Consider the following 21,883-nt stretch of genomic DNA (forward strand, 5'->3'; position numbering starts at 1 on the left):
ACGTTTACTGGTAAAAACCAAGTCTCTATGTCTGTGGAGTAAAATGATTCGGAGAGTGTCGTGCCTCTTTGTCACTGACACTTGAGTAAACTTAAACAAAAGAATATGGAAAGAATGTTGTTGAAAAGCATGCTGCTGCTCGCAGCCTTCTGCTGGATGGTTCCGCTGATGGCACAAGATTACGCCCGTCAGTGGAAAGAAGTGGAAGCCATGCAGAAAGCAGAGTTGCCCGCATCCGTCATCCGGCTTGCGGACGAAATCTATCGCCGTGCCGAGCGCGACGGCAATTTCCCCCACATGGTTAAAGCCTTCCTCACGGCAGCACAGGAACGCCGTGCCATCAGTCCCGACAGTGCCTATACGGACGTGCTTCGGCTGACGGAATGGATTGCAGTCGAGAAAGATCCTGCCCACCGTGCCGTGCTGAACATGGTGCTGGGCAATGCCTACCATGAACTCGGCATGCAGAAGAGGGCGGACAGCCGTCAGGTGACGGAAGCCTTGTCGGACGACCCTGCCAAGTGGAGCCGCATCGACTTCCTGCGTGCCCGATTGACTGCCTACACCGAGGCACTGACGGACATGCCGTTGCTGGCACGCACGACGACCGGCGACTATGCCTTGCTGGTGGAGAAGGGGGAGGAGAGTGCCTTCTTCGGGCACGACCTGCTGTCGCTGATGATCCGGGAGATGCAGGACCGGTGTACGGATGCCGACGGCGTCGCTTTCATCCTTCAGACCTACAGCCGTGCCGTTGACTGCTACCGGACGTCCGGTAATCGGGAAGCGCTCGGATTGATGGAACTATGGCAGGCGGAAGCCTTGTCCGATCTGGGTAGTGGCGGCAATAGTCCGCTTTGGAAACAACGGGAGACGTTTATTGCCACGCTGAAACAGGCACTCAATACCTACCGCGACACCTCTCTTCCGCCTTACATCTACCAGATGTGGGTGGAGCATGAGCAGGAAGACTCCGTCCGCTACAGCCTGTGCCGGGAAGCCCTGGAACGGTACCCCCGTTACAAGTTTGCCGATTCCTTCCGCGAACGGCTGGACGCCATGACCTCCCCCGTGCTGAGTCTGCTTATGGATGCGACTCCGTTGAAAGGACGACCCTGGAAGTTGTGGGCCCATCATCGTTCCGTGCCGGAGATGCGTCTGACTGTGAGAGACCGCCTCACCGGTAAGGTGGTGGAACGCCGTACGGTGCGGCTGACTCATCCGTTGCCGTATGAAGCGGAAGATACCCTGCTGACCCTGCAACCCTTGCCTTATCCCTCGGAGTACGTGGTGGAGGCACAGGCAGGCAAGTCGGTTGAGAAGCTGAAGTTCAACCATTGCTACCTGCGTCCCGTGGTACTCTACTTGCCCGATGACAGTCGTCAGGTCGTGGTGCTCGACAACCTGACGGGACATCCCGTGGAAGGTGCCGAGGTGGAATGGCTGAAGCGCGACATCAGTGGACGCAAGGAGGTCTATCACTCCCTGGGCAAAGCTACGACCGGACGTGATGGCGAAGTCCTCATCAAGAGCGAGGTCAAGGACCTGTATGTGAGCGCCTACAAGTCGGATGCAGGACGTACCGATACGCTGAGCGTGCGCAATTGGGACTGGCTGCGTTTCGATGAGGATGCCACAGAGACTACCCTCTATACCTATATATATACGGACCGAGCCGTTTATCGTCCCGGACAAACCATCCAGCTCAGCGGACTGGCATTTACGGATAAGGACAGACGTCAGCATGTGGCGGTCAATCAGGAAGTGGGGTTGGAAGTGCGCGACACGAACGGTCAGATGCTGGCGAGGCTGAATGTGCGTACCAACGATATGGGTTCCTTCAGTACCCGAGTAACCTTGCCGGAGAACTGCATGCCGGGACAGGTCACTATCGAATGCGACAATGACGGAGGAAGGACGACCTGTCGGGTGGAAGAATACAAGCGACCGGTGTTTGAAGTTGCGCTTCGTCCGCTGACGGAAGCCTATGCCGTGAATGACAGTGTGACCCTGACCGGCACGGCAATGAACTACAACGGAACCCCTGTGGCAGGAGGCAAAGTGACCTATAAGGTAATCCGTGAAAGGTTCTGGACACGTGATGGCATGTCTGACGAGCAGGTGCTGACTACCGGAGAAACCACAGTTGGCGACGACGGATTGTTCCACATCCCCTTCCGCCTGCAGTGCGAAGCAGACCCGATGAGCTATGACAACTTTGCTTTCCGGGTAGAAGCCTCGGTGACCAGCCTTGCCGGAGAGACTCAGGAGGCTGAATGGGCAGGAAATGCCGGAAAGAACTCGTTGAAGCTCCTCCTCAAGGGTGAATATGTGCAGGTGAAGGAACACCTCGATTCCCTCCTCGTCCGTGTGACCAACGGAAGTGGTGTCTCTATGAACGTGACCGGCGAATGGACGGTAGCTCCGTATCGCTACAAGGAAGATGGAGAGAGGGAGGCAGGCGAACCCGTCTATCGCGGACAGTTTGAGGCGAACCGTCCCTTCGAACCGGAAATCTTCAAACGGTTGCCTTCCGGTGAGTATGAGTTGCTCTTCACGGCTGCCGATGTCCGGGGGCGTCGTTCGGAGGAGAAAGCCTCTCTGACGCTCTTCAGCTTGGACGACCGACACATCCCGACGAAAGACGTCTTGTGGGTTTATCAGGACCAGAGTGAGTTGAAGCCCGAAGGCACAGTCACCATCCAGGTGGGCACGGCTGCCAAGGACGCCTGTATCTTCTACGATGTCTTTGCCGGTAACCGTCGGTTGGAGAAGAAGCGGTTCCTGCTCACGGACTCCGTGTTGACCTTCCGCTACGCGAACAAGCCCGAATATGCTGAAGGGGCTCTCATCCAATTTATGGTGTTGAAGGATGGTGTCGTTTATCAGCAAAGCAAGCAGTTGACACCCCCGACTCCGAAACAGGAGCTGCAACTCCGTTGGGAAACCTTCCGTGACCGTCTCCGTCCGGGTGATACCGAGGAATGGCGGTTGAAAATCACTCTTCCCGATGGGACTCCTGCCGATGCCGAGCTGCTTGCTACCCTCTATGACCACTCGCTTGACCAATATGGACGCTTGGAATGGTTGCTTCGTCTGCCTTCCCACCTGCGCTATCCTTCCGTGCAGTGGAGAGCACCAGAAACCTTCTTGCCTTCTGCCTATTTCGGCTTTACGAGCAACAAGCGGTACAGCTATTTCTTCTGGTCCTTCGACCACTGGACGGAACTGATGGCTTTCCGCGAACAGTGGAGGGGATTTGCCGGACGGCAATACATGACCAAGGCAGTAGCTTCGGTGGCGAGCAGTGTTGTGGTGGAGAATGCTGCGTTGATGGAACCCGCCGTGGCGGACATGCAGGAGGTGGTGGTGACAGATGTTGTTCCACTTTCACAGCTGGAGAAATCAGGTACGAAGACGGGTGCAACGTCCGAGACTCCGCGCTCCAACTTTGCCGAGACCGCATTCTTCTATCCACACATCCGTACGGACAAGGACGGCGTGGCAACCCTTGCCTTCACCTTGCCCGAGAGCCTGACGACATGGCGCTTCCTTGCCTTGGCCCATACGAGGGACATGCAGTACGGTCAGCTGGAAGACGAGGTGGTGGCAAGCAAGGAGTTCATGCTTCAGGCGCAACTGCCGCGCTTCGTCCGTGTGGGCGATGAGGCGACCCTCTCGGCAACCATCCAGAACCGTTCGGCACGGATGGTCAAGGGCGTGGTGCGCATGGAGCTGTTTGACCCGCAGACCGAGAAAGTCCATGACTCCCAAAAGCTGACGTTCGAGGTGGGTGCCGGCAAGCAGACCGTCGCCTCCTTCCGTGTGACACCGACGGAAACGACCCTCCTTGCCTGCCGGTTCGTAGCAGAGGGAGATGCTTTCTCTGACGGCGAGCAACGCTACCTGCCCGTGTTGAGCAACAAGGAGTGGATTACCGAGAGCAAGACCATCTCCGTGAACGGAGCGGGACGTCATGAAATCAGCCTGAAAGACCTGTTCAACCACAACAGCCGCACGGCTACGGAACGCCGGCTGACGGTGGAATATACCAATCACCCGGCTTGGCTTGCCGTGATGGCTCTGCCGTCAATGGGCCAACCCGACGCAGACGATGCTATCTCGCTGGTTTCCTCCTACTATGCCCTGACGCTGGGCAGTCACGTGGCAAATGCCCATCCGCGTATCCGCGAAGTGGCAGCTGCCTGGGCGGCACAAGGAGGAACCGGAGAGACCTTGTGGAGCCAGTTGCAGAAAGACCGTGAGCTGAAGAACATCCTGCTCGAAGAGACTCCGTGGCTTTCGGAAGCTGCCAATGAAGCCGAGCAACGCCGCCGCCTCTCCACCCTCTTCGACCTGAATACGTTGGAAGCACGCACATCGGACTATGTGAAGAAGCTGTCTGCCCTCCAGCGTGCTGACGGTGCCTGGTCCTGGTATCCCGGAATGCCGGGCAGCCGATATGTGACGACTCAGGTTGTGGAGACGCTGCTCCGTCTGCGTCAGCTGGCAGGAGAAGAGGCGACCGATGACGTGCAGACGAACATCCGCTCGGGCATGCACTACCTGACGGAAGACATGGTGGAGGAATACAAGCGGATGCGTGAGGCGGAAGAAAAGCACGGGGGAGACCTGATGCCTTCCGAACCGATGCTGCACTATCTCTACCTGCAGACGCTCTACGGTGGCAGTCTGACCGACGAGGAACAGACGGCGTGGAACTATTTCATGGGGAAACTGGAGCGGATGTCGTCAGCCCTGACCATCTTCGGGAAAGCGGCTTCGGCTTATGTGCTGACGAAGAACGGCAAGCAGGATGCCGGACAGACCTTCTTGCAATCGTGCCTGGAATACTCCGTGCAGACTTCCGAGCTGGGACGTTACTATGACACGAACATTGCCCGGTACAGTTGGGCGGACTATCGCATCCCGACCCAGGTCATGGTCATCGAGGTATGCCGTGAGATGGGTGTGGCGGACAGTACCGTACAGGAGTTCCAGCACTGGCTGCTGAAACAGAAACAGGTGCAGGCATGGGATACGCCGATGAACAGTGTGAATGCGGTCTATGCCCTGTTGGACGGACGGGACGAATGGCTGGATGCCGCTGAACCTGCTGTGCTGACGCTCGACAAACAGCGTCTGGCAGACAAGGAGCCGTCATCGGCTTTGGGTTATGTGAAGCAGACCGTTCCGCTCGGAGATAAGGCGAAAACTCCGAAGACACTGCTTGTGGAACAGAAAGCCGACCATCTGTCGTGGGGTGCTGTCTATGCCCAATACCTGGAACAGCTTGACCGGGTCAGCGCTGCTGCCACGGGGCTGAGCATTGAACGCCATCTGCTCGTGCGTCGCCGGAACGGTGACCGGGAAGAGTGGCAGGAGGTGAAGTCCGGAGACGTCCTGAACGTAGGCGACCGGGTGCTCTCCCGTCTGCTGGTCACGGCTGACCGCGACCTGGACTTCGTACAGATAGAAGACAAGCAGGCTGCCTGCATGGAACCGGGTGTGGTGCTTTCCGGCTATCGCTGGGACAACGGCATGGGTTACTACCGGGTGGTGAAGGATGCTTCCGTCCGCTATTTTGCCGATACCTTCCGTAAGGGCGTGCATACCTTCGACATGGAATATACGCTGACGGCTCCGGGTACTTACAGCCTGGGCATCGCGACCATCCAGTCAGCCTATGCGCCGGAGCTGAATGCCCATTCCGCTGCCGGAACGATACAGGTGAAGTAGCCGTCACGTTACGGCTGAATACGGGTGTGTCCCGTGAGACGCGTCAGATGGATGCGTTTCACGGGACACACTGTTTTGTGGGGTACGTCAGGAATTCTGCAGTTCGGTAATCAATGCCGAGATGTTGGCGGTGAAGAGGCGGGCGGCAATGGCAATCAGGATGATGCCAAAGAACTTACGCATGATGTAAATACCGCCTTTGCCCAGGAAACGTTCGATGCGGTCGGTCATCTTCAGGACGAAGTAGACCCACACCATGTTGAGCACAAGGGCAATGAGGATGTTGATGGTGGCATATTCGGCACGCAGGGTCACCAGCGTGGTGAAGGTACCTGCACCGGCAAGCAACGGGAAGACAAGAGGCACGAGGGTCGCTTCCTGAATGGGACCCTGATTCTTGAAAATCTCAATGTCGAGAATCATTTCCAGTGCCATCAGGAAGATGATGAGCGCACCGGCAATGGCAAACGAAGCAATGTCCACCTGAAAAATCTTCAGGACGGCATCACCGCCGAAGAAGAACAGAATCAGCAAGGCAAATGAGATGAGCGTAGCCTTCGGCGCATTGACTGGGCGACCTTTCTGTTTCAGGTTCAAAATGATAGGTATGGCACCGATGATGTCGATCACGGCGAATAGCACAATGAATGCGCTCACTAATTGCTGAAAGTTGAATTCTGCAAACATATCTTCCTCCTTTTTTCTGCAAATATATCTATTTTTTATGCACCGCTCTTCATTTTAATAAAAGAAAAAAAACATAAAACATCGGGCGAAATGGTCTGCTGTAAAGGTTTCGTCCTTATATTTGTATAATTTAGCAAGGAATGATATAAACACGAAGAACGATGGAGATGACAATGTATGACACTTTGCTACAGCTCCCTTTGTTTCAGGGACTCGCAAAGAATGACTTCACCAGCATACTCGATAAAGTAAAGATACATTTTCTGAAACGCAAAGCCGGAGATACTGTGGCGCTTGGAGGAGAGGACTGCCGTGAGTTGGTTTTCCTGCTGAATGGCAGCCTGGTATCGAAGACTTCCGACAGGGATGAGCTCTATACGTTCTACGAGGCAATCAATGCCCCTTTTCTGATAGAACCCTATTCGCTTTTCGGGTGGTCTACCAAGTATGTGTCGACTTATACGGCACTGACGGCTTGCAACCTGGTCACCATCGAAAAGGCCTACCTGCTCTCCGAGTTGAACAACTATGAAATCATCCGTCTGAACTACCTGAACATCCTGAGCAACCGCGCTCAGAACCTGCACGACCGTCTGTGGACCAATCTGCCCGAGAGCCTGCATGACCGCATCGTGGAGTTCATCCTGCTGCACAGCTACGTGCCGGGTGGAGAGAAACGGCTGAAGATCAAGATGGACGACCTGGCGAAGCTCTTGTCAAGCACACGCATCCGGGTGTCGAAGGCGCTCAATGAGATGCAGGACAAGCACTGGCTGACCCTGCATCGGGGAGAAATCCGCATCCCCGACATTTCCTTGCTGAAGGAACATCGCGACATGCGACTGAGTGAATGAACCGAAAGTATCAACCGATTAAAATCTCAACATGATATGACAGAACCTATTTCTTCATCCAATCCCTTTTTGGAATCTTACCATACGCCCCATCATACCCATCCGTTTGACCGTATCCGTACGGAGCATTACGAGCCTGCTTTCCGGGAGGGTATGGAACGGCAGAACCGGGAGGTCGCAGCCATTATCGGGAATCACGAGGCACCGACCTTCCGCAATACCATCGTGGCACTGGAGCGTTCCGGTGAACTGCTGGACCGTGTCTGCCAGGTGTTCTTCAACCTGATGGAGGCGGAGAGCAACGACGACATGCAACAGCTGGCGCAGGAGATTTCGCCGGTCTTGGCGGAGCACAGCAACAACATCAGCCTGAACAAGCAACTGTTTGCCCGTGTGAAGGCCGTCTATGAACAGGAGGCGGACACCCTGAAGGGGGAGGACCGCGAACTGTTGCAGAAGACCTATGACAGCTTCGTGCGCAGCGGTGCCAACCTGGAAGGAGAGGCAAAAGAGGAATACCGTCGGCTGAGCATGGAGCTGAGCCGGCTCACGGTGCAGTTTGCCCAGAATACGCTGAAGGAGATGAGCAATTTCCGCCTGGTGGTGACCGATGAGGCACAGTTGGCAGGACTGCCCGAGTCTGCGGTGGAAGCGGCTGCACAGACGGCACGTGAGAAAGGTCTGGCAGGGTGGGTCTTCACGTTGCAGGCCCCGAGCTATCGTCCGTTCATGACCTATTGCGCCGACCAGGAACTGCGCCGGCAGATGTACATGGCCTACATGACCCAGTGTACGCACGGCGATGCGTATGACAACCGGGAAATCGTCCCTGCCATCGTCAATACGCGCATGAAGCTGGCACAGCTGCTGGGCTATGAGACCTATGCCGACTATGTCCTGAAGAAACGCATGGCGGAGAACAGTGCCAATGTCTACAAGCTGCTCAACGAGCTGATTGAGGCATACCGTCCCACGGCGGAGGCGGAATGTGCAGAGATTCGTGCGCTTGCCGAACGGATGGAAGGCAAGGACTTCGAAGTCATGCCCTGGGACTGGGGCTACTATTCGGAGAAGCTGAAGAATGAGAAGTACAGCATCGACCAGGAGTTGCTTCGTCCCTATTTCGAGCTGGACAATGTCATCGCCGGGGTATTTGGGCTTGCCACACGGCTCTACGGCATCACCTTCCGTGAGAACAAGGACATCCCGGTGTTCCATCCGGACGTGAAGGCGTACGAGGTCTACGACAACGACGGCAGCTACCTGGCTGTGCTTTATGCGGACTTCCATCCGCGTGAAAGCAAGCAGTCGGGAGCCTGGATGACCTCGTTCAAGGACCAGTGGATGGAGGACGACGGCACGAACAGCCGTCCGCATATCTCCATCACGACGAATTTTACCAAGCCTACCCCCAACAAGCCTGCCCTGCTGACGCTGGAGGAGGTAGAGACCTTCCTCCACGAGTTCGGACACGCCCTGCACGGGATGTTTGCCAACACACGCTATGCCTCGATGAGCGGGACGAGCGTCTACCGCGATTTTGTGGAACTCCCGTCCCAGATTATGGAGAACTTCGCTATCGAAAAGGAATTCCTGCACACCTTTGCCCGGCATTACCAGACGGGCGAACTGCTGCCTGACGAATATGTGGAACGCATCATCCGGGCATCGAACTTCAACGTGGCTTATGCCTGCCTGCGTCAGGTGAGTTTCGGGCTGCTCGACATGGCATGGTATACCCGTCACGAGGACTTTGACGGCGATGTGCGTGCCTACGAACAGGAGGCCTGGGCAAAGGCACAGCTGCTCCCGGTCGTACCCGGTACCTGCATGAGCGTGCAGTTCTCGCACATCATGGATGGTGGCTATTCGGCAGGCTATTACAGCTACAAGTGGGCGGAGGTGCTCGATGCCGATGCCTTCTCGGTGTTCAAGCAGAAAGGCATTTTCAACCGCGAGGTGGCTGCGTCCTTCCGCGAACAGATTCTGTCGAAGGGAGGGACGGAACATCCGATGGTGCTCTACCGACGCTTCCGCGGACAGGAACCGACCATTGAGGCCCTCCTGCGCCGGAATGGCATTATTACAGGTGACAAGTGAGCAACCCATCTTTCCCCGTCAACACTAAAAAACAAGAACCGATGAAACATTGGACAACCCTTTTCAGACTTTCGCTGGTGTGCCTGCTGTTGCCGTTGCTGGCAGGCTGCAACGACGAAGACGACATCTCAGGCATCTTTGTCGAACGCACCTGGTATGTGACCGAACTGTATAACGCCGACGGACGGACCTCCAGCCTGGACGAGGCACAGCACCAGCAGTTGGGCAATCGCCGCGATGCTTACCGCATCTCTTTCACGCCGGAGACATTCAATGCCCAGGCAGGAAGTACTACCCTCACCGGAACATGGACGGTCGACGGTTCCAACCAGACCATCCGCTTCCATTTCGACAGACCGGTGACAGGCGAGGATGCCATCAGTCGGATTATGATAAAATATTTGGAAGAAGCTGTACGTTATGAAGGAAGTTATATCTATCTTCGCATCTATACGGAAGCAGGGACTTCCATCCTCTTCAGCCCGGACAAATAGAAAGGGAGTGAAACAAAAAGAATGAACAGTATGACATACGACGAAACCAAGCAATACGAACTGGACCGGCGCTACATCCGCATGGCAGCCATCTGGGCGGAGAACTCCTATTGCAAGCGCAGGCAGGTGGGTGCCCTGATTGTGAAGGACAAGATGATTATCTCCGACGGCTACAACGGGACACCGTCGGGATTTGAGAATATCTGCGAGGACGAGAACAATGTGACGAAGCCCTACGTGCTCCATGCCGAGGCGAATGCCATCACCAAGATAGCCCGTTCGAACAACAGCAGCGACGGTGCCACGCTCTACGTCACGGCTTCGCCCTGCATCGAGTGTGCCAAGCTCATCATTCAGGCGGGGATACGCCGTGTGGTCTACTCGGAGAAGTATCGCCTGGAGGACGGCATCGAGCTGTTGCGGAAAGCCGGTATCGAAGTGGTATATGTGAATCCTAAAGAATAATATAGAATGTATGAGTGACAACAACAAGACCTCTCGTTTCATTCCTGTCATCATTGCCGTCAGCATTGTCGTCGGCATCCTGATAGGGACCTTCTATGCCAACCATTTCTCGGGAAACCGGTTGAGCATCATCAATACGTCATCCAATAAGCTGAACGACCTGCTGCGCATCATCGACGACAAGTATGTCGACTCGGTGAGCATGGGAGACCTCGTGGAGAAAGCCATGCCGCAAATTCTGGCAGAGCTGGACCCGCACTCCATGTATATCTCCGCCAAGGATGTGGAGGCGAGCAATGCCGACCTGAAGGGACACTTCAGCGGCATCGGCGTGTCGTTCACCATCCAAAAGGATACCATCTGCATCAACAGCGTCATCCAAGGCGGACCCTCCGAGAAGGTGGGACTGATGCCGGGCGACCGCATCATTGCCGTCGACGACTCGGCGTTCGTGGGCAAGGTGGTGACCAACGAGAATGCCATGAAGAAGCTGAAGGGTGAAAAGGGCAGCGTGGTGAAGCTGGGCATTTACCGTCCCGGTGTGAAAGAGACGCTCGACTTCACCGTGGTGCGTGGCGACATCCCCGTGGAGAGTGTGGACACCTACTACATGCTGACCGACAAGATAGGCTACATCAAAATCAACAAGTTCGCCGAGACGACCTATGCCGAGGTGATGATTGGCATTGCCACCCTCCAGCAGCAGGGCAGCGAAGGACTGGTCATCGACCTGCGGGGCAACACCGGAGGTTACCTGGGTTCGGCGGTCAACATCATCAACGAGTTCCTTCCGCGCAACAGCCTCATTGTCTATACCGAGGGACGCAAGTCGCCGCGTGAGGAGTTCCGTTCCGACGGACGGGGCACCAACCAGAAGACGCCCATCGTCCTGCTGACCGATGAAATTTCGGCTTCCGCAAGTGAGATTTTCTCCGGAGCCATCCAGGACAACGACCGTGGACTGATTATTGGACGCCGTACCTTTGGCAAGGGACTGGTGCAGCAACCGATTGACTTCCGCGACGGTTCGTCGATGCGCCTGACCGTGGCACGCTATTACACTCCCTCGGGACGTTGCATCCAGAAACCCTACGTGCGTGGCGAAGGGGCGGAGTATGAATACGACATCGTCAACCGTTTCAACCACGGAGAGTTCTTCTCGGAGGACAGCATCAAGCAGAACACCGAGGAGGTCTACCACACTTCCCTGGGACGCACGGTCTATGGCGGCGGAGGCATCATGCCCGACATCTTTGTGCCGCAGGACACCACAGGATACACCTCTTACTACATGACGTGTGTGAACCGCGGCGTGTACATCGAGTTCGGTTTCCAATACACCGACAAGAACCGTCAGAAGCTGGAAGAGTTCAAGGACCAGGCTTCGCTCGTGGCCTACCTGAAACGTCAGAACCTCGTGGACAAGTTTGCACGCTTTGCCGAGACACGGGGCATCAAGCGCCGCAACCTGATGATACGCAAGTCCTATCCGTTGCTGGAGAAGCTGGTCATCGGCAGTGTGGTCAACTATGCACTCGACTTTGGCGACTACGTGCAGTATATCAATGAGAGCGACCCCACGGTAGCAAAGGCCGTCGAAGTGTTGGAGAAGGGGGAATCGTTCCCGAAAGCTCCGCAAACTGAAGAGAAATCCGAATGAACGAAGAGAAGAAAGTCATGCGCAGGCACATTGCGCAGTTGAAACGTTCGATGGCTGTCGCCGATGCTGCGGCAGCCTCCGAACGGCTGTTTGCCATGCTGGAGCAGTCGCCCCGTTTTCAGGAGGCACACACGGTGCTGTGCTACTACTCCATGCCCGATGAAGTCGGGACTCATGACTTTGTGGAACGTTGGCGCACGAAGAAGTGCATCCTGCTTCCGGTGGTGAAGGGAGACGAACTGGAACTTCGCCGATACACGGGACCTCAGGACCTGCAACCGGGCGAACGTTACCACATCGGTGAGCCGACGGGTGAGCCGTTCACCGACTATGCGTCGATTGACCTGACGCTTGTCCCCGGTGTGGCGTTTGATACCGAAGGCAACCGGCTCGGACGGGGCAAGGGATACTATGACCGTCTGCTGCCGAAGCTCAACTCCTATAATATAGGTATAGCCTTCGACCTGCAACTGGTCCCCCGTGTTCCCTGCGAACCGTTTGACCGTCCGCTGGATGCCGTGCTGACGGACAAGGGATGGGCGAAATAGTCCGTTCCTGTTTTATAACTTCAGTAGATAACGATATTTGTGATAACCTGGGCCCCCACGTGGTGGTTTAGGTTTTTCACTATCCGGTCGCGTCCCATCGAGAGCTCCTGGCGGAGGACCGGCGACGTGATGTGCACGTAGAGCGTCTGGTTCTTGATGTGCAGGCCGTCGGTGTAGGAAGAGATGCCCGGACCCAGGACCTCCTTCCATGCCTGGATGAGCCGGTACTCGTTGAGTGGAGACTCCAGTCCTTCCCGGCGCATGAACTGCCGGATGAGCAGTCCGATTTGTTCCGCATCGTTGCGTTTCATGCCTTGCCGCCCTCCTCGATGCGGTCGCTCACGGCACCCTTGTCGACGGTGAACAGGCGGTAGTTCTGTTCCGTCTTCCGTAATATCTTGTCCAGGTGGTCCCGGTTGGTGTCTGTGATGAAAATCTGTCCGAAGCTGTCGCCTGCCACGAGTTTCACAATCTGTTCCACCCGCGAAGCATCCAGCTTGTCGAAAATGTCGTCCAGCAGCAGGATGGGTTGCGTGCGGCTGCCCGTCCGCTTCAGGAAGTTGAACTGTGCCAGCTTCAGGGCGATGAGGTACGTCTTGTTCTGTCCCTGTGACCCCTCGCGTTTGATGGGGAAGTCGCTCAGCTCCATCTCCAGCTCATCCTTGTGAATGCCGTGGAGCGAATATCCCATGATGCGGTCCTTCGGTCGGCTCTCCCGTATGACGTCAATGAGAGCACCCCGTTGGGCATGCGAGCGGTAGGTCAGTCCCACCCGTTCGCGGTCCTGCGAGATGTAGGAGTAGAACGACTGGAAAATGGGGATGAACTCGCGGATGAACTCCTCCCGTTTGCGATAGACCGTCGTGCCCGTCTCCGCCATCATCTCTTCCCACACTGCCATCAGTTCCCCGTCGGGTTCCTCCTCCTGCTTCAGCAGGGTGTTCCGCTGTTGCAACGCCTTGTTGTAGCGCATCAGCGCCTCCAGGTATTCGCGGTCATACTGCGAGATGACCACATCCATGAAGCGACGTCGCTCCTCACTGCCCCCTGCAATCAGTTCCGCGTCAGCCGGTGACACCATGATGAGCGGGATGAAGCCGATGTGCTCCGCCAGCCGTCCGTATTCCTTCTTGTTGCGTTTGAACTGCTTCTTCTGCCGGCGTTTCAGTCCGCAGTAGATTTCTTCCGGTGTCCCGTCCTCCAGCTCATAGAAGCCTTGGATGACGAAAAACTCCTCGTCGTGCCGGATGTTCTGCGAGTCCACCGGGTTGGAGGCGCTCTTGCAGAAGGACAGGTAATAGACCGCATCGAGCAGGTTCGTCTTTCCCATGCCGTTCTGCCCGATGAAACAGTTGATTTTCGGCGAGAAGTCCAGCTCCACTTCCGCCAGGTTCTTATAGTTGAGTATCGAAATTCGTTTCAGTATCATGCCGCAAAGTTACGTCTTAAATGTCGATTCGGAAAGAGCCGGAACCCTCTTTCTTTGCGGAAAACGGAGACGGTCCGGCGGCGTCCCCTCTTGTCAGAAAGACACGGATTTAAGTTAATTGCTTGACAGAATCGCGGAATATGCCTTTCCCAGCTAACTCACACTTTTGCGAAAATCGGAAAAGCAGGTTTTTTTAAGAATAGATATGCGACGGAATTTGCATAAAGATTCCATTCCTGACCCGAAATGAATAATTATACCCTTCAAACACTATTGTTTGAGCCGTCAAACACTTGTGTTTGCCACGTGAAACAATATTGTTTGGCGAGTGAAACAATATTGTTTCGTCCGTCGAGTACAAATGTTTCCGTTACGGAACGTTGTAGTTTGCTTACGATAACACTTGTTGTGCTTTGTTTGCTTCTGGTTTGAACGGACGGACGTCTTTTTCGGATGTGTGATTTTGCACGGAAGATGTGCGTTCCCGCTTTCCATTCTTTTTATCCGACGTTTGACCGGAAGACGGATGGACGGTGTTTCGTCCGTAGTTGTGACACGGTGAATTTTGCAAACCGCCTGAAACGACAAAAAAATCCACCGACTCCTGTTCCGGCTGCGAAAAGGGCCTTTGTGGAGCGATTCGTTTGACAAAGTGACAAACTGACGATTTGTCAAACCGTCCGTTCGTCCCCCGGTTCACCCCTCAACGGATTACTAATCCTAAAAAAGATGCGTTGAAATTTTCTTTATATACGGAAATAAACTACTTTTGCCCTCCGAAAATACGGTAAATAAGTAAATATTAAAAGTTTCTATAAATATGGCAGAACAAAAACACACTCCCAATGCAATGGATGTGGAAGAGGCACTGAGCTCTTCGGAAGCATACATTATTAAGAATAAGAAGACAATCATCGGCATCGTTGTCGCAGTGGTAGTCATCGTAGGTGGCTGGTTGCTTTACAACCACTTCGTTGCCATGCCGAAAGAGCAGAAAGCTTCGACCATGCTGGCGAAAGGACAGGAATATTTCGCAATGAGCCAGTATGAGCTGGCACTCAATGGCGATTCGCTGAGCTACAAGGGCTTTGCAAAGATTGCTGAAGAGGAGAGTGGAACGGCTGCCGGAAATCTTGCCAACGCATACGCAGGCCTCTGTCTGGCTCAGACCGGAAAATATGAAGAGGCTATCCCTTACCTGGAGAAGTTCAGTGGAGACGACCAGATGGTGGCTCCTGCCGTGAAGGGTGCGTTGGGCAACTGCTATGCCAACAAGGGTGACCTGGAGAAAGCCGTCGCCCTCCTGGTCGATGCAGCCAACAGCAGCGACAGCCAGTCGTTGAGTCCCATCTTCCTGCTTCAGGCAGGTGAGCTGTATGAGAAGCTGGGCAAGAACGACGAGGCCTTGAAGCTCTACCAGACCATCAAGGAGAAATACTTCAACTCATACAACGGAGCGAATATCGACAAGTACATCGAGCGCGTTTCGAAATAATCCGGGGCAGGTCCTCCGGGAAGTCCGGAACACGTTTCGTCACGGACGCGGCAAATAACCTTTTACATACACAAAACTTGTTGAACGACGGATGATGCGGATAAGGACGGGAACGGACCGTCAGTCTATCCGTGTCATCCGTTTTCCTTGTTTGGCGGACGACCCGTCCGTCTGTCAGCTGAATACCTTCATAAACCAACAAAAACCAAATAGAGACTATGGCAACAAAGTATCACAACCTTTCAGAGTATAATGTAGACACGGTGCCCGATGCGGGTGCCATGCGTTTTGGCATTGTCGTTTCCGAATGGAATGACAACATCACCGGTGCGCTGCTGGACGGTGCGCTGAAGACGTTGAAGAAGCATGGTGCGAAAGACGAGAACATCTGCGTCATGACTGTTCCCGGCAGTTTTGAGCTGACGTTCGGTTCGGCACAGATGATCAAGAGCGGCAAGGTGGATGCCGTTATTGCCTTGGGCTGTGTGGTCCGCGGTGATACCCCTCACTTTGATTACGTTTGCGCCGGAGCCACGCAAGGCATCACCCAACTCAACGCAACCGGCGATGTACCTGTGATTTACGGTCTGATAACCACCAACAACATGGAGCAGGCAGAAGACCGTTCCGGCGGCAAGCTGGGCAATAAAGGCGACGAATGTGCAATTACTGCAATAAAAATGGTCGATTTTGTTTGCAGATTAAAAAAATAGTCGTACCTTTGCATCGCAATTGAGAGATAAAGCCTCTCAGTGATGCAAAACGGGCAAATACCAGAGTGGCCAAATGGGGCAGACTGTAAATCTGCTGGCTTACGCCTTCGGTGGTTCGAATCCATCTTTGCCCACTGAATTTGCGGAAGTAGCTCAGTCGATAGAGCATTAGCCTTCCAAGCTGAGGGTCGCGGGTTTGAGTCCCGTCTTCCGCTCTTACGAAGAGGAATTCCATGTTGGAGTTCCTCTTTTTGCTGTTATGGCGGCGGTGGTCTCGGCATGTGCTAAATTTTGTGGCTCAGTTTGTTTTACTATCTTTGTGCTACCAAAGTATTTTGTGAGGTGATTTGAAACTCTCCATCACGGAAAAGATGTAAAACGTGTGATTATCTAGTAGTCATGAAACAATATGAAGCTGTTATTGAGGCCTTGAAGCAATTGGGAGGAGTTGCAACACTAGGACAATTATATCAAGTGGTATTTAAAATAGGCGATTGCCAATGGAATACAAAAACGCCTTTTGCCAGTGTGCGCAGAATCGTGCAAGAGCGCAAGGAAATTTATAAGATCAAGCCGGGATTATGGGCTTTAGATTCATGCCGAAAACAACTTGAAGCAAATGGATTCATCGTGGAGACGGCTCATAACTCGGATTCCATACAGCTGAAAGATTTCAATCACTCTTACTATCAAGGCCTTTTGTTGGAAATAGGTAACTGTCGGGATTTACTGACCTATGTGCCGGAACAAGATAAGAATAAAAAATATGCTGGAACAACATTGAAAGAAATACGCACATTAAACCAGATTCCACCATTTTCTTTTCCTGAATTGGTGCATAGAAGTTCTACAATCGATGTAATATGGTTTAATGAGAGAAGAATGCCCCATGCATTCTTTGAAGTGGAGCATTCAACAGACATACAAAACTCACTTCTGAAATTCTTCGATTTACAAGATTTTTACTGTAAAATGTTTATTGTGGCAGACAACAGGCGTAGGGATGAGTTTGAGAAGAAGTTGCATTATAGTGCATTTAACGATTTGGTCAATCATAAGCGAGTTCAGTTTCTAGGTTATAATACGTTGAACAAACTGTATACTCTTGCGATTGAAAGCATACGGAATCCTCTATTCCTGTGATCGTATTTTAACTCTGGTTGTGTGAACTGATTTGTATAATTGGTTGATATACATCTACTACAAGTGCAAGACAAATGTTCTTTTCTGATCAGGAACGTTATATAAGGATCTTTTGTCATTGGTGATTTATTTTTGATATTCTTTTGTATTCCTAATATGAATTATGATGGAATACAGATTTGAAATCACAGAAACGCTCTCAAGGCAAATAGCGGTTCAATCCGCATCAGAGGAAGAGGCGTATCGAAGGATAAAGGCATTGTATCGAAAAGAATTGGTTGTTCTTGATTCTTCTGACTTCATAGATGTAGAATTTACTTGTCTAAAAGATAGTGTTCCTGAGGAGCTTCCTCGGGTCAGTTTTGATAAAATTACTCCTTTCTTCCGTTCTTCCGACCATGCTTTCACCCTTCTTCACGGCGACTGTATCGAACTGTTGAAACAATTTGATTTCAAGTTCGACATGATATTTGCCGACCCTCCTTATTTCCTGAGCAATGGAGGAATAAGCGTGCAAAGTGGGAAAGTCGTGTGCGTGGATAAGGGGGAATGGGACAAAGGGGGGACTCCGGAATACATGGATTCCTTCAATAGGGCATGGATAAGTGAATGCCGTGAAAAACTGAAAAACAATGGGACAATATGGGTGAGCGGAACTTATCATAACATCTTTTCTATTGCCCATATTTTAACGGAGTTTGGTTTTAAGATTCTGAATGTCGTAACATGGGCTAAGACCAATCCGCCACCTAACATTACCTGTCGGTATTTAACGCATTCCACGGAGTTCATCATTTGGGCACGAAAGTTGCCTAAAGTTCCTCATTGTTATAATTATGAGGTGATGAAGTTGGTCAATGGTGGTAAACAGATGACAGACGTGTGGCAACTTCCGGCTATCGCCCGTTGGGAGAAGGCATGCGGAAAACATCCTACGCAGAAACCATTGTCCGTATTGTCACGCATTGTCTTGGCGTCAACCCACAGCGGTGCGTGGATTCTTGACCCATTCACCGGAAGCAGTACTACGGGAATTGCGGCCAATTTGCTTGGCAGGCGTTTTTTGGGAATTGACAAAGAGGAGGAATATCTCATACTGAGTCGGAACCGTAAGAAGGAGATTGAAGCCAGAGACAGCTTTGCCCAGTTTCGCAAAAAGATTAAAGACATTGCTCTTTTGGAGGAAAAGACCTTGTTATCTGTCAAAGAGGATGATATTCCCCACTATGATTTGCCCTTCTGACATCTTCCCGTTGTTCGAATCCCCTTCAGTCCTACCGCGGAACGGATAATTTGATAAAATCCAAATCGCTTTTATATCTACTTAGTCAATTACCTGAAATTTAGAACAATTCTATTTGCATAAACAGGAGATTTGAGTAAATTTGCAAGCAGATTTGAGTAAAATCCGTAATAGATTTGAGTAAAATCCTCATCACAATTGAGTAAAATCTTCATTAGAATTGAGCATGGACTATATTCGTAAACAATATCAGGGCCTGTGCTGACGGTATCGATGATTTCCCCTCCTGACATCTTCCCGTTGTTCGAATCCCCTTCCGTCTTACCACGGAACGGATAATTTGATAAAATCCAAACCACTTTTATATCCATTTATAATTTATTCGCTATATTTGCCCTACAGAGGAGAACCCGTCAACCTTCGCTTGCGAAAGTTGGTTCATGTTACTTATAAACTAGGAAGAATATGGCAGACTTGACAATTCTAATTGCAGTAATCGCGCTTTCGGTATGGCCGATCGTGTGCTTCTTCTATTTCAGAAGAAAGCACAAGGAGATTGCCGACCGGCTGGCTGAAAGAGACTTGGACGACATCAGTACACAGGACCTTGTGGTAACCGTCCTCCAGGCCATTGGCTGCCAACCGCAACTGAACGAGGAAAAACATATCTGTTTTAAATACCAGGGGGATGACTTCTACATCGCTACGCAGGAAGACAGCCGCTTCATCGTCATCTGGAATCCCTGGTGGGGAACCAGTGAACTGACCAACAAGGCATTGCCCTACCTGAAGGAAATTGTCAACCTGGTCAATGTGGACTCCATCGTGACAACCGTCTATACGACCGACGAGGAACAGAAGAACCTGGGATTCCACTCCAAGTGCCACATCCTCTTCACGCCGAAAGAAGCCCCGCTCGACGAATACCTGAAAGCGGTGCTCGACCAGTTCTTTGCCACGCATGATGTCATTAAGGACAATTTCAAGCAGCTCAATGCTGCCCCGACAGAGACTGAGAAGGAGAAACGGGTGCGCGTGAAAGGTTTTGCTTCCTACAAGGACAGCGGAAGCACCGTGCCACTCGACAATGTGGAGGCATAATGCCTCGTTGTGATGTCAAACACCCTGACGCAAGAAAGAGAGACTTGCGCCTTTTTTGCTGTTTGTGATGGAAGAAAAAACTGAATTCGACGATATATTCCGCTTATACTATACCCGGCTTTTTATCTATGCTTTCCAGATGATCGGTACCAAGGAGGAGTGCCGGGACATTGTCAACAGTGCGTATGAACATGTCTGGATGAACTTTCAGCTGATGGACCGTTCGACGGTGCGCTCCTTCCTGTATTCGTTCGTGAGGAGCCGTTGCCTGGATTACCTGCGCCACCTCGATGTGCACAACCAGTATGTGGAGTATTGCAAGTCGTGCGACGAAGGTTATGAGCCGGAACCGGCACTCATGGATATGGACTATCGGATTGTGATTATCCGGGAACTGATGTCAAACCTCAAGCCTTCGACCCGTCAGATTCTGGAAGCCTGCTACATTGACAAAAAGAAATACAGGGAGGTGGCGGAAGAGATGAACATGAGCACCAGTGCCGTGAAGAAGAATCTGACGAAGGCACTGAACTTACTTCGTGAAAAAATTGCAAAAAAACAATAAAGCCGTACCCGATTGACCGGGCTGATACGTTATATATATAGGATATTCCCTGAAACCTTGTCAACTGTTATTGTATGGATACGAAAGATAGACCTGTCACAGACGAAGAACTGTTGGACCTCCTGGAGGGGATGTCCGAGCGGGACGGAGAGCTGTGGCAGCAAGTGAAAGAGAAAGGATTGACCGACGACTGTCTCCACCTGAGACTGCTCGCCGCTGCTTCACGCATCGGGCAGGAAGAGCCGGATGTGGAGGTACTGTTGGCTGCCTTCCATGCCGGGCAGTCCCGCAAACGGCGTCTGCGTCTGAGACGCTGGGGACTGTCCCTGGTCGGAGTGGCGGCGGCTGTGCTGCTTCTGTTCCTGTGGATGTTGCCCGGCGGAAACGGGGCAGGGACCGGCAAGGAACCGTTGCTGGTGTTTGCCTCCGACTCGGCAGCTTTGCGCAGTCCGGTGTTGCAGACAGAGAAGGCACCGGGTGTACAGGCTTCGGCGGATGACGGGACAGACCGTCCGGCAGTGTGGGTCGCCAAGGGACCTCATGAGCTGGATTATCACACTCCCGCCAACCTGTCAGCCTATGCCAAGGACCTGCCCGAACGTCACAGCCTGACTGTCCCTCGCGGTCAGACCTTCAAGCTCATCTTGTCTGACGGAACGGAAGTCTATCTGAATGCCGACAGCCGCCTGGTGTATCCCAGCCGGTTCACGGGGAAGGAGCGGAGTGTATTCCTGGACGGGGAAGCCTACTTCCGTGTGGCAAAAGATGCCGGACACCCCTTCATCGTGCGTACGCAGACCTTGCAGACCCGGGTGCTGGGGACGGAATTCAATGTCTCCGGCTATGAAGGTTCTGACACGGAAGTGACGCTGGTGGAAGGCAGTGTGGAGGTGAGTGACGCCGACCGGCAACGGACGGTACGCATCAAGCCCGGCGAACAGGCGAGCCTGCAGACTGACGGTGGCTTTGCCGTACAGAAGGTCGATGTGTCACAATACATACATTGGCGGGAAGGTTATTTCTATTACGACAATGTCACCCTGCTGGACATCATGAAGGAGTTGGGACGCTGGTACAACGTGTCCGTGGTCTTCTGCAATGCCGAAGCCATGGAGAGCCGCCTGCACTTTGTGGCAGATCGCCGGCAGGATTTGCAGCATGCCCTCACGCTGCTCAACCGCATGAACAAGTTCACCATCACTCAGAAGGCGGACGGACGCGTGTACGTGGAGTAGGGGGTATGCGATGGATGCTGAACTTAACTTAGTTAGATAGAAGAATATGTTATTGACGACAACGCCTTCGGTAGAGGGCAAACACATCACGGCTTACTATGGCGTGGTGTCGGGAGAGACAATCATCGGTGCCAATTTCCTTCGCGACTTCATGGCGAGTGTCCGCGATTTCCTTGGCGGACGTTCCAAAGCGTATGAAGAAGTGCTTCGCGAGGCCAAACAGACCGCCTTGCGGGAGATGGAGGAGGAAGCCCAGCGTTTGGGTGCCAACGCCGTCGTTGGCATTGACATCGATTACGAGACGGTGGGACAGTCCGGCAGCATGCTGATGGTGACTTGCAGCGGCACGGCTGTCCGTCTGGAAGACTGAACGAACAGAGTATCCGGTGGACGGACCGGTCGGGGAGAAGAC

General features: G+C 53.0%; 18 protein-coding genes and 2 tRNA genes. 17 read left to right on the forward strand and 3 right to left on the reverse strand.

Translation table 11 applies throughout. The annotated features are described in order from the left end of the window. Positions 1–105: 105 nt before the first annotated feature. Positions 106–5,739, forward strand: a complete 5,634-nt coding sequence (locus C8275_RS06190; protein WP_106484505.1) for an alpha-2-macroglobulin family protein — start codon at positions 106–108, stop codon at positions 5,737–5,739. A gap of 87 nt (positions 5,740–5,826) precedes the next feature. On the opposite strand, the gene C8275_RS06195 is transcribed toward C8275_RS06190, so the two are convergent. Beyond that, positions 5,827–6,426: a MarC family protein gene (locus C8275_RS06195; protein WP_022383343.1), complete on the reverse strand. Its 600-nt coding sequence runs from the start codon at positions 6,424–6,426 to the stop codon at positions 5,827–5,829. A 161-nt stretch (positions 6,427–6,587) separates the two neighbouring features. Between C8275_RS06195 and C8275_RS06200 the strand changes: the two genes are divergently transcribed. The 6 genes from C8275_RS06200 to C8275_RS06225 are packed head-to-tail and all read left to right on the forward strand — an operon-like array spanning position 6,588 to position 12,547. After that, positions 6,588–7,280, forward strand: a complete 693-nt coding sequence (locus C8275_RS06200; protein ID WP_106484506.1) for a Crp/Fnr family transcriptional regulator — start codon at positions 6,588–6,590, stop codon at positions 7,278–7,280. Positions 7,281–7,316: 36 nt separating this feature from the next. Then, entirely contained in the window at positions 7,317–9,380 is a 2,064-nt protein-coding gene (locus tag C8275_RS06205) for a M3 family metallopeptidase (protein WP_106484507.1), read from the forward strand. A 41-nt stretch (positions 9,381–9,421) separates the two neighbouring features. Then, positions 9,422–9,874 (forward strand): DUF4847 family protein, encoded by a 453-nt coding sequence (locus tag C8275_RS06210; protein ID WP_106484508.1) that lies wholly within the window; start codon positions 9,422–9,424, stop codon positions 9,872–9,874. Positions 9,875–9,904: 30 nt separating this feature from the next. After that, positions 9,905–10,339, forward strand: a complete 435-nt coding sequence (locus tag C8275_RS06215; RefSeq protein ID WP_022383347.1) for a dCMP deaminase family protein — start codon at positions 9,905–9,907, stop codon at positions 10,337–10,339. A 10-nt stretch (positions 10,340–10,349) separates the two neighbouring features. Next, positions 10,350–11,999: a S41 family peptidase gene (locus C8275_RS06220; protein WP_106484509.1), complete on the forward strand. Its 1,650-nt coding sequence runs from the start codon at positions 10,350–10,352 to the stop codon at positions 11,997–11,999. Continuing rightward, positions 11,996–12,547, forward strand: coding sequence for a 5-formyltetrahydrofolate cyclo-ligase (locus tag C8275_RS06225; RefSeq protein ID WP_106484510.1), 552 nt, complete (start codon positions 11,996–11,998; stop codon positions 12,545–12,547). Before C8275_RS06220 ends, C8275_RS06225 begins: the two co-directional genes overlap by 4 nt. A gap of 20 nt (positions 12,548–12,567) precedes the next feature. On the opposite strand, the gene C8275_RS06230 is transcribed toward C8275_RS06225, so the two are convergent. Both C8275_RS06230 and C8275_RS06235 read right to left on the reverse strand, forming a co-directional pair. Continuing rightward, the gene (locus C8275_RS06230; protein WP_106484511.1) at positions 12,568–12,858 is read right to left on the reverse strand and encodes a DUF721 domain-containing protein; all 291 of its coding nucleotides are present in this window, start codon (positions 12,856–12,858) and stop codon (positions 12,568–12,570) included. Continuing rightward, positions 12,855–13,976 carry a DNA replication/repair protein RecF gene (locus C8275_RS06235; protein WP_106484512.1) on the reverse strand — a complete coding sequence of 374 codons (1,122 nt, stop codon included), beginning with the start codon at positions 13,974–13,976 and terminating at the stop codon, positions 12,855–12,857. The genes C8275_RS06230 and C8275_RS06235 overlap by 4 nt, the downstream gene beginning before the upstream one ends. An 820-nt stretch (positions 13,977–14,796) precedes the next feature. Between C8275_RS06235 and C8275_RS06240 the strand changes: the two genes are divergently transcribed. The 10 genes from C8275_RS06240 to C8275_RS06285 all read left to right on the forward strand — a co-directional run bounded on the left by C8275_RS06240 (position 14,797) and on the right by C8275_RS06285 (position 21,841). Continuing rightward, positions 14,797–15,471, forward strand: coding sequence for a tol-pal system YbgF family protein (locus C8275_RS06240; RefSeq protein ID WP_022383352.1), 675 nt, complete (start codon positions 14,797–14,799; stop codon positions 15,469–15,471). A 218-nt stretch (positions 15,472–15,689) separates the two neighbouring features. Continuing rightward, complete coding sequence (gene ribH / locus C8275_RS06245; RefSeq protein WP_022383354.1) at positions 15,690–16,184, forward strand: 6,7-dimethyl-8-ribityllumazine synthase; 495 nt, start codon at positions 15,690–15,692, stop codon at positions 16,182–16,184. 51 nt (positions 16,185–16,235) lie between these two features. Then, positions 16,236–16,318 (forward strand) — tRNA-Tyr (locus tag C8275_RS06250). An 8-nt stretch (positions 16,319–16,326) separates the two neighbouring features. Next, positions 16,327–16,399, forward strand: a tRNA-Gly gene (locus C8275_RS06255). A 184-nt stretch (positions 16,400–16,583) separates the two neighbouring features. Continuing rightward, entirely contained in the window at positions 16,584–17,327 is a 744-nt protein-coding gene (locus tag C8275_RS06260) for a hypothetical protein (RefSeq protein WP_106484513.1), read from the forward strand. Between the two features lie 163 nt (positions 17,328–17,490). Continuing rightward, positions 17,491–18,570 (forward strand): DNA methyltransferase, encoded by a 1,080-nt coding sequence (locus tag C8275_RS06265; RefSeq protein ID WP_106484514.1) that lies wholly within the window; start codon positions 17,491–17,493, stop codon positions 18,568–18,570. Between the two features lie 465 nt (positions 18,571–19,035). Beyond that, positions 19,036–19,671: a hypothetical protein gene (locus C8275_RS06270; RefSeq protein WP_022383303.1), complete on the forward strand. Its 636-nt coding sequence runs from the start codon at positions 19,036–19,038 to the stop codon at positions 19,669–19,671. A gap of 67 nt (positions 19,672–19,738) precedes the next feature. Continuing rightward, a complete protein-coding gene (locus C8275_RS06275) occupies positions 19,739–20,236 on the forward strand; it encodes a sigma-70 family RNA polymerase sigma factor (RefSeq protein ID WP_022383304.1) in 498 nt (165 codons plus the stop codon). Between the two features lie 74 nt (positions 20,237–20,310). Continuing rightward, complete coding sequence (locus C8275_RS06280; protein WP_106484516.1) at positions 20,311–21,471, forward strand: FecR family protein; 1,161 nt, start codon at positions 20,311–20,313, stop codon at positions 21,469–21,471. A 46-nt stretch (positions 21,472–21,517) separates the two neighbouring features. Further along, entirely contained in the window at positions 21,518–21,841 is a 324-nt protein-coding gene (locus C8275_RS06285) for a YbjQ family protein (protein WP_022383306.1), read from the forward strand. The last annotated feature ends 42 nt before the right edge of the window (positions 21,842–21,883 follow it).

This window comes from Bacteroides sp. Marseille-P3684 (assembly GCF_900291465.1).
Lineage (GTDB): Bacteria > Bacteroidota > Bacteroidia > Bacteroidales > Bacteroidaceae > Phocaeicola_A.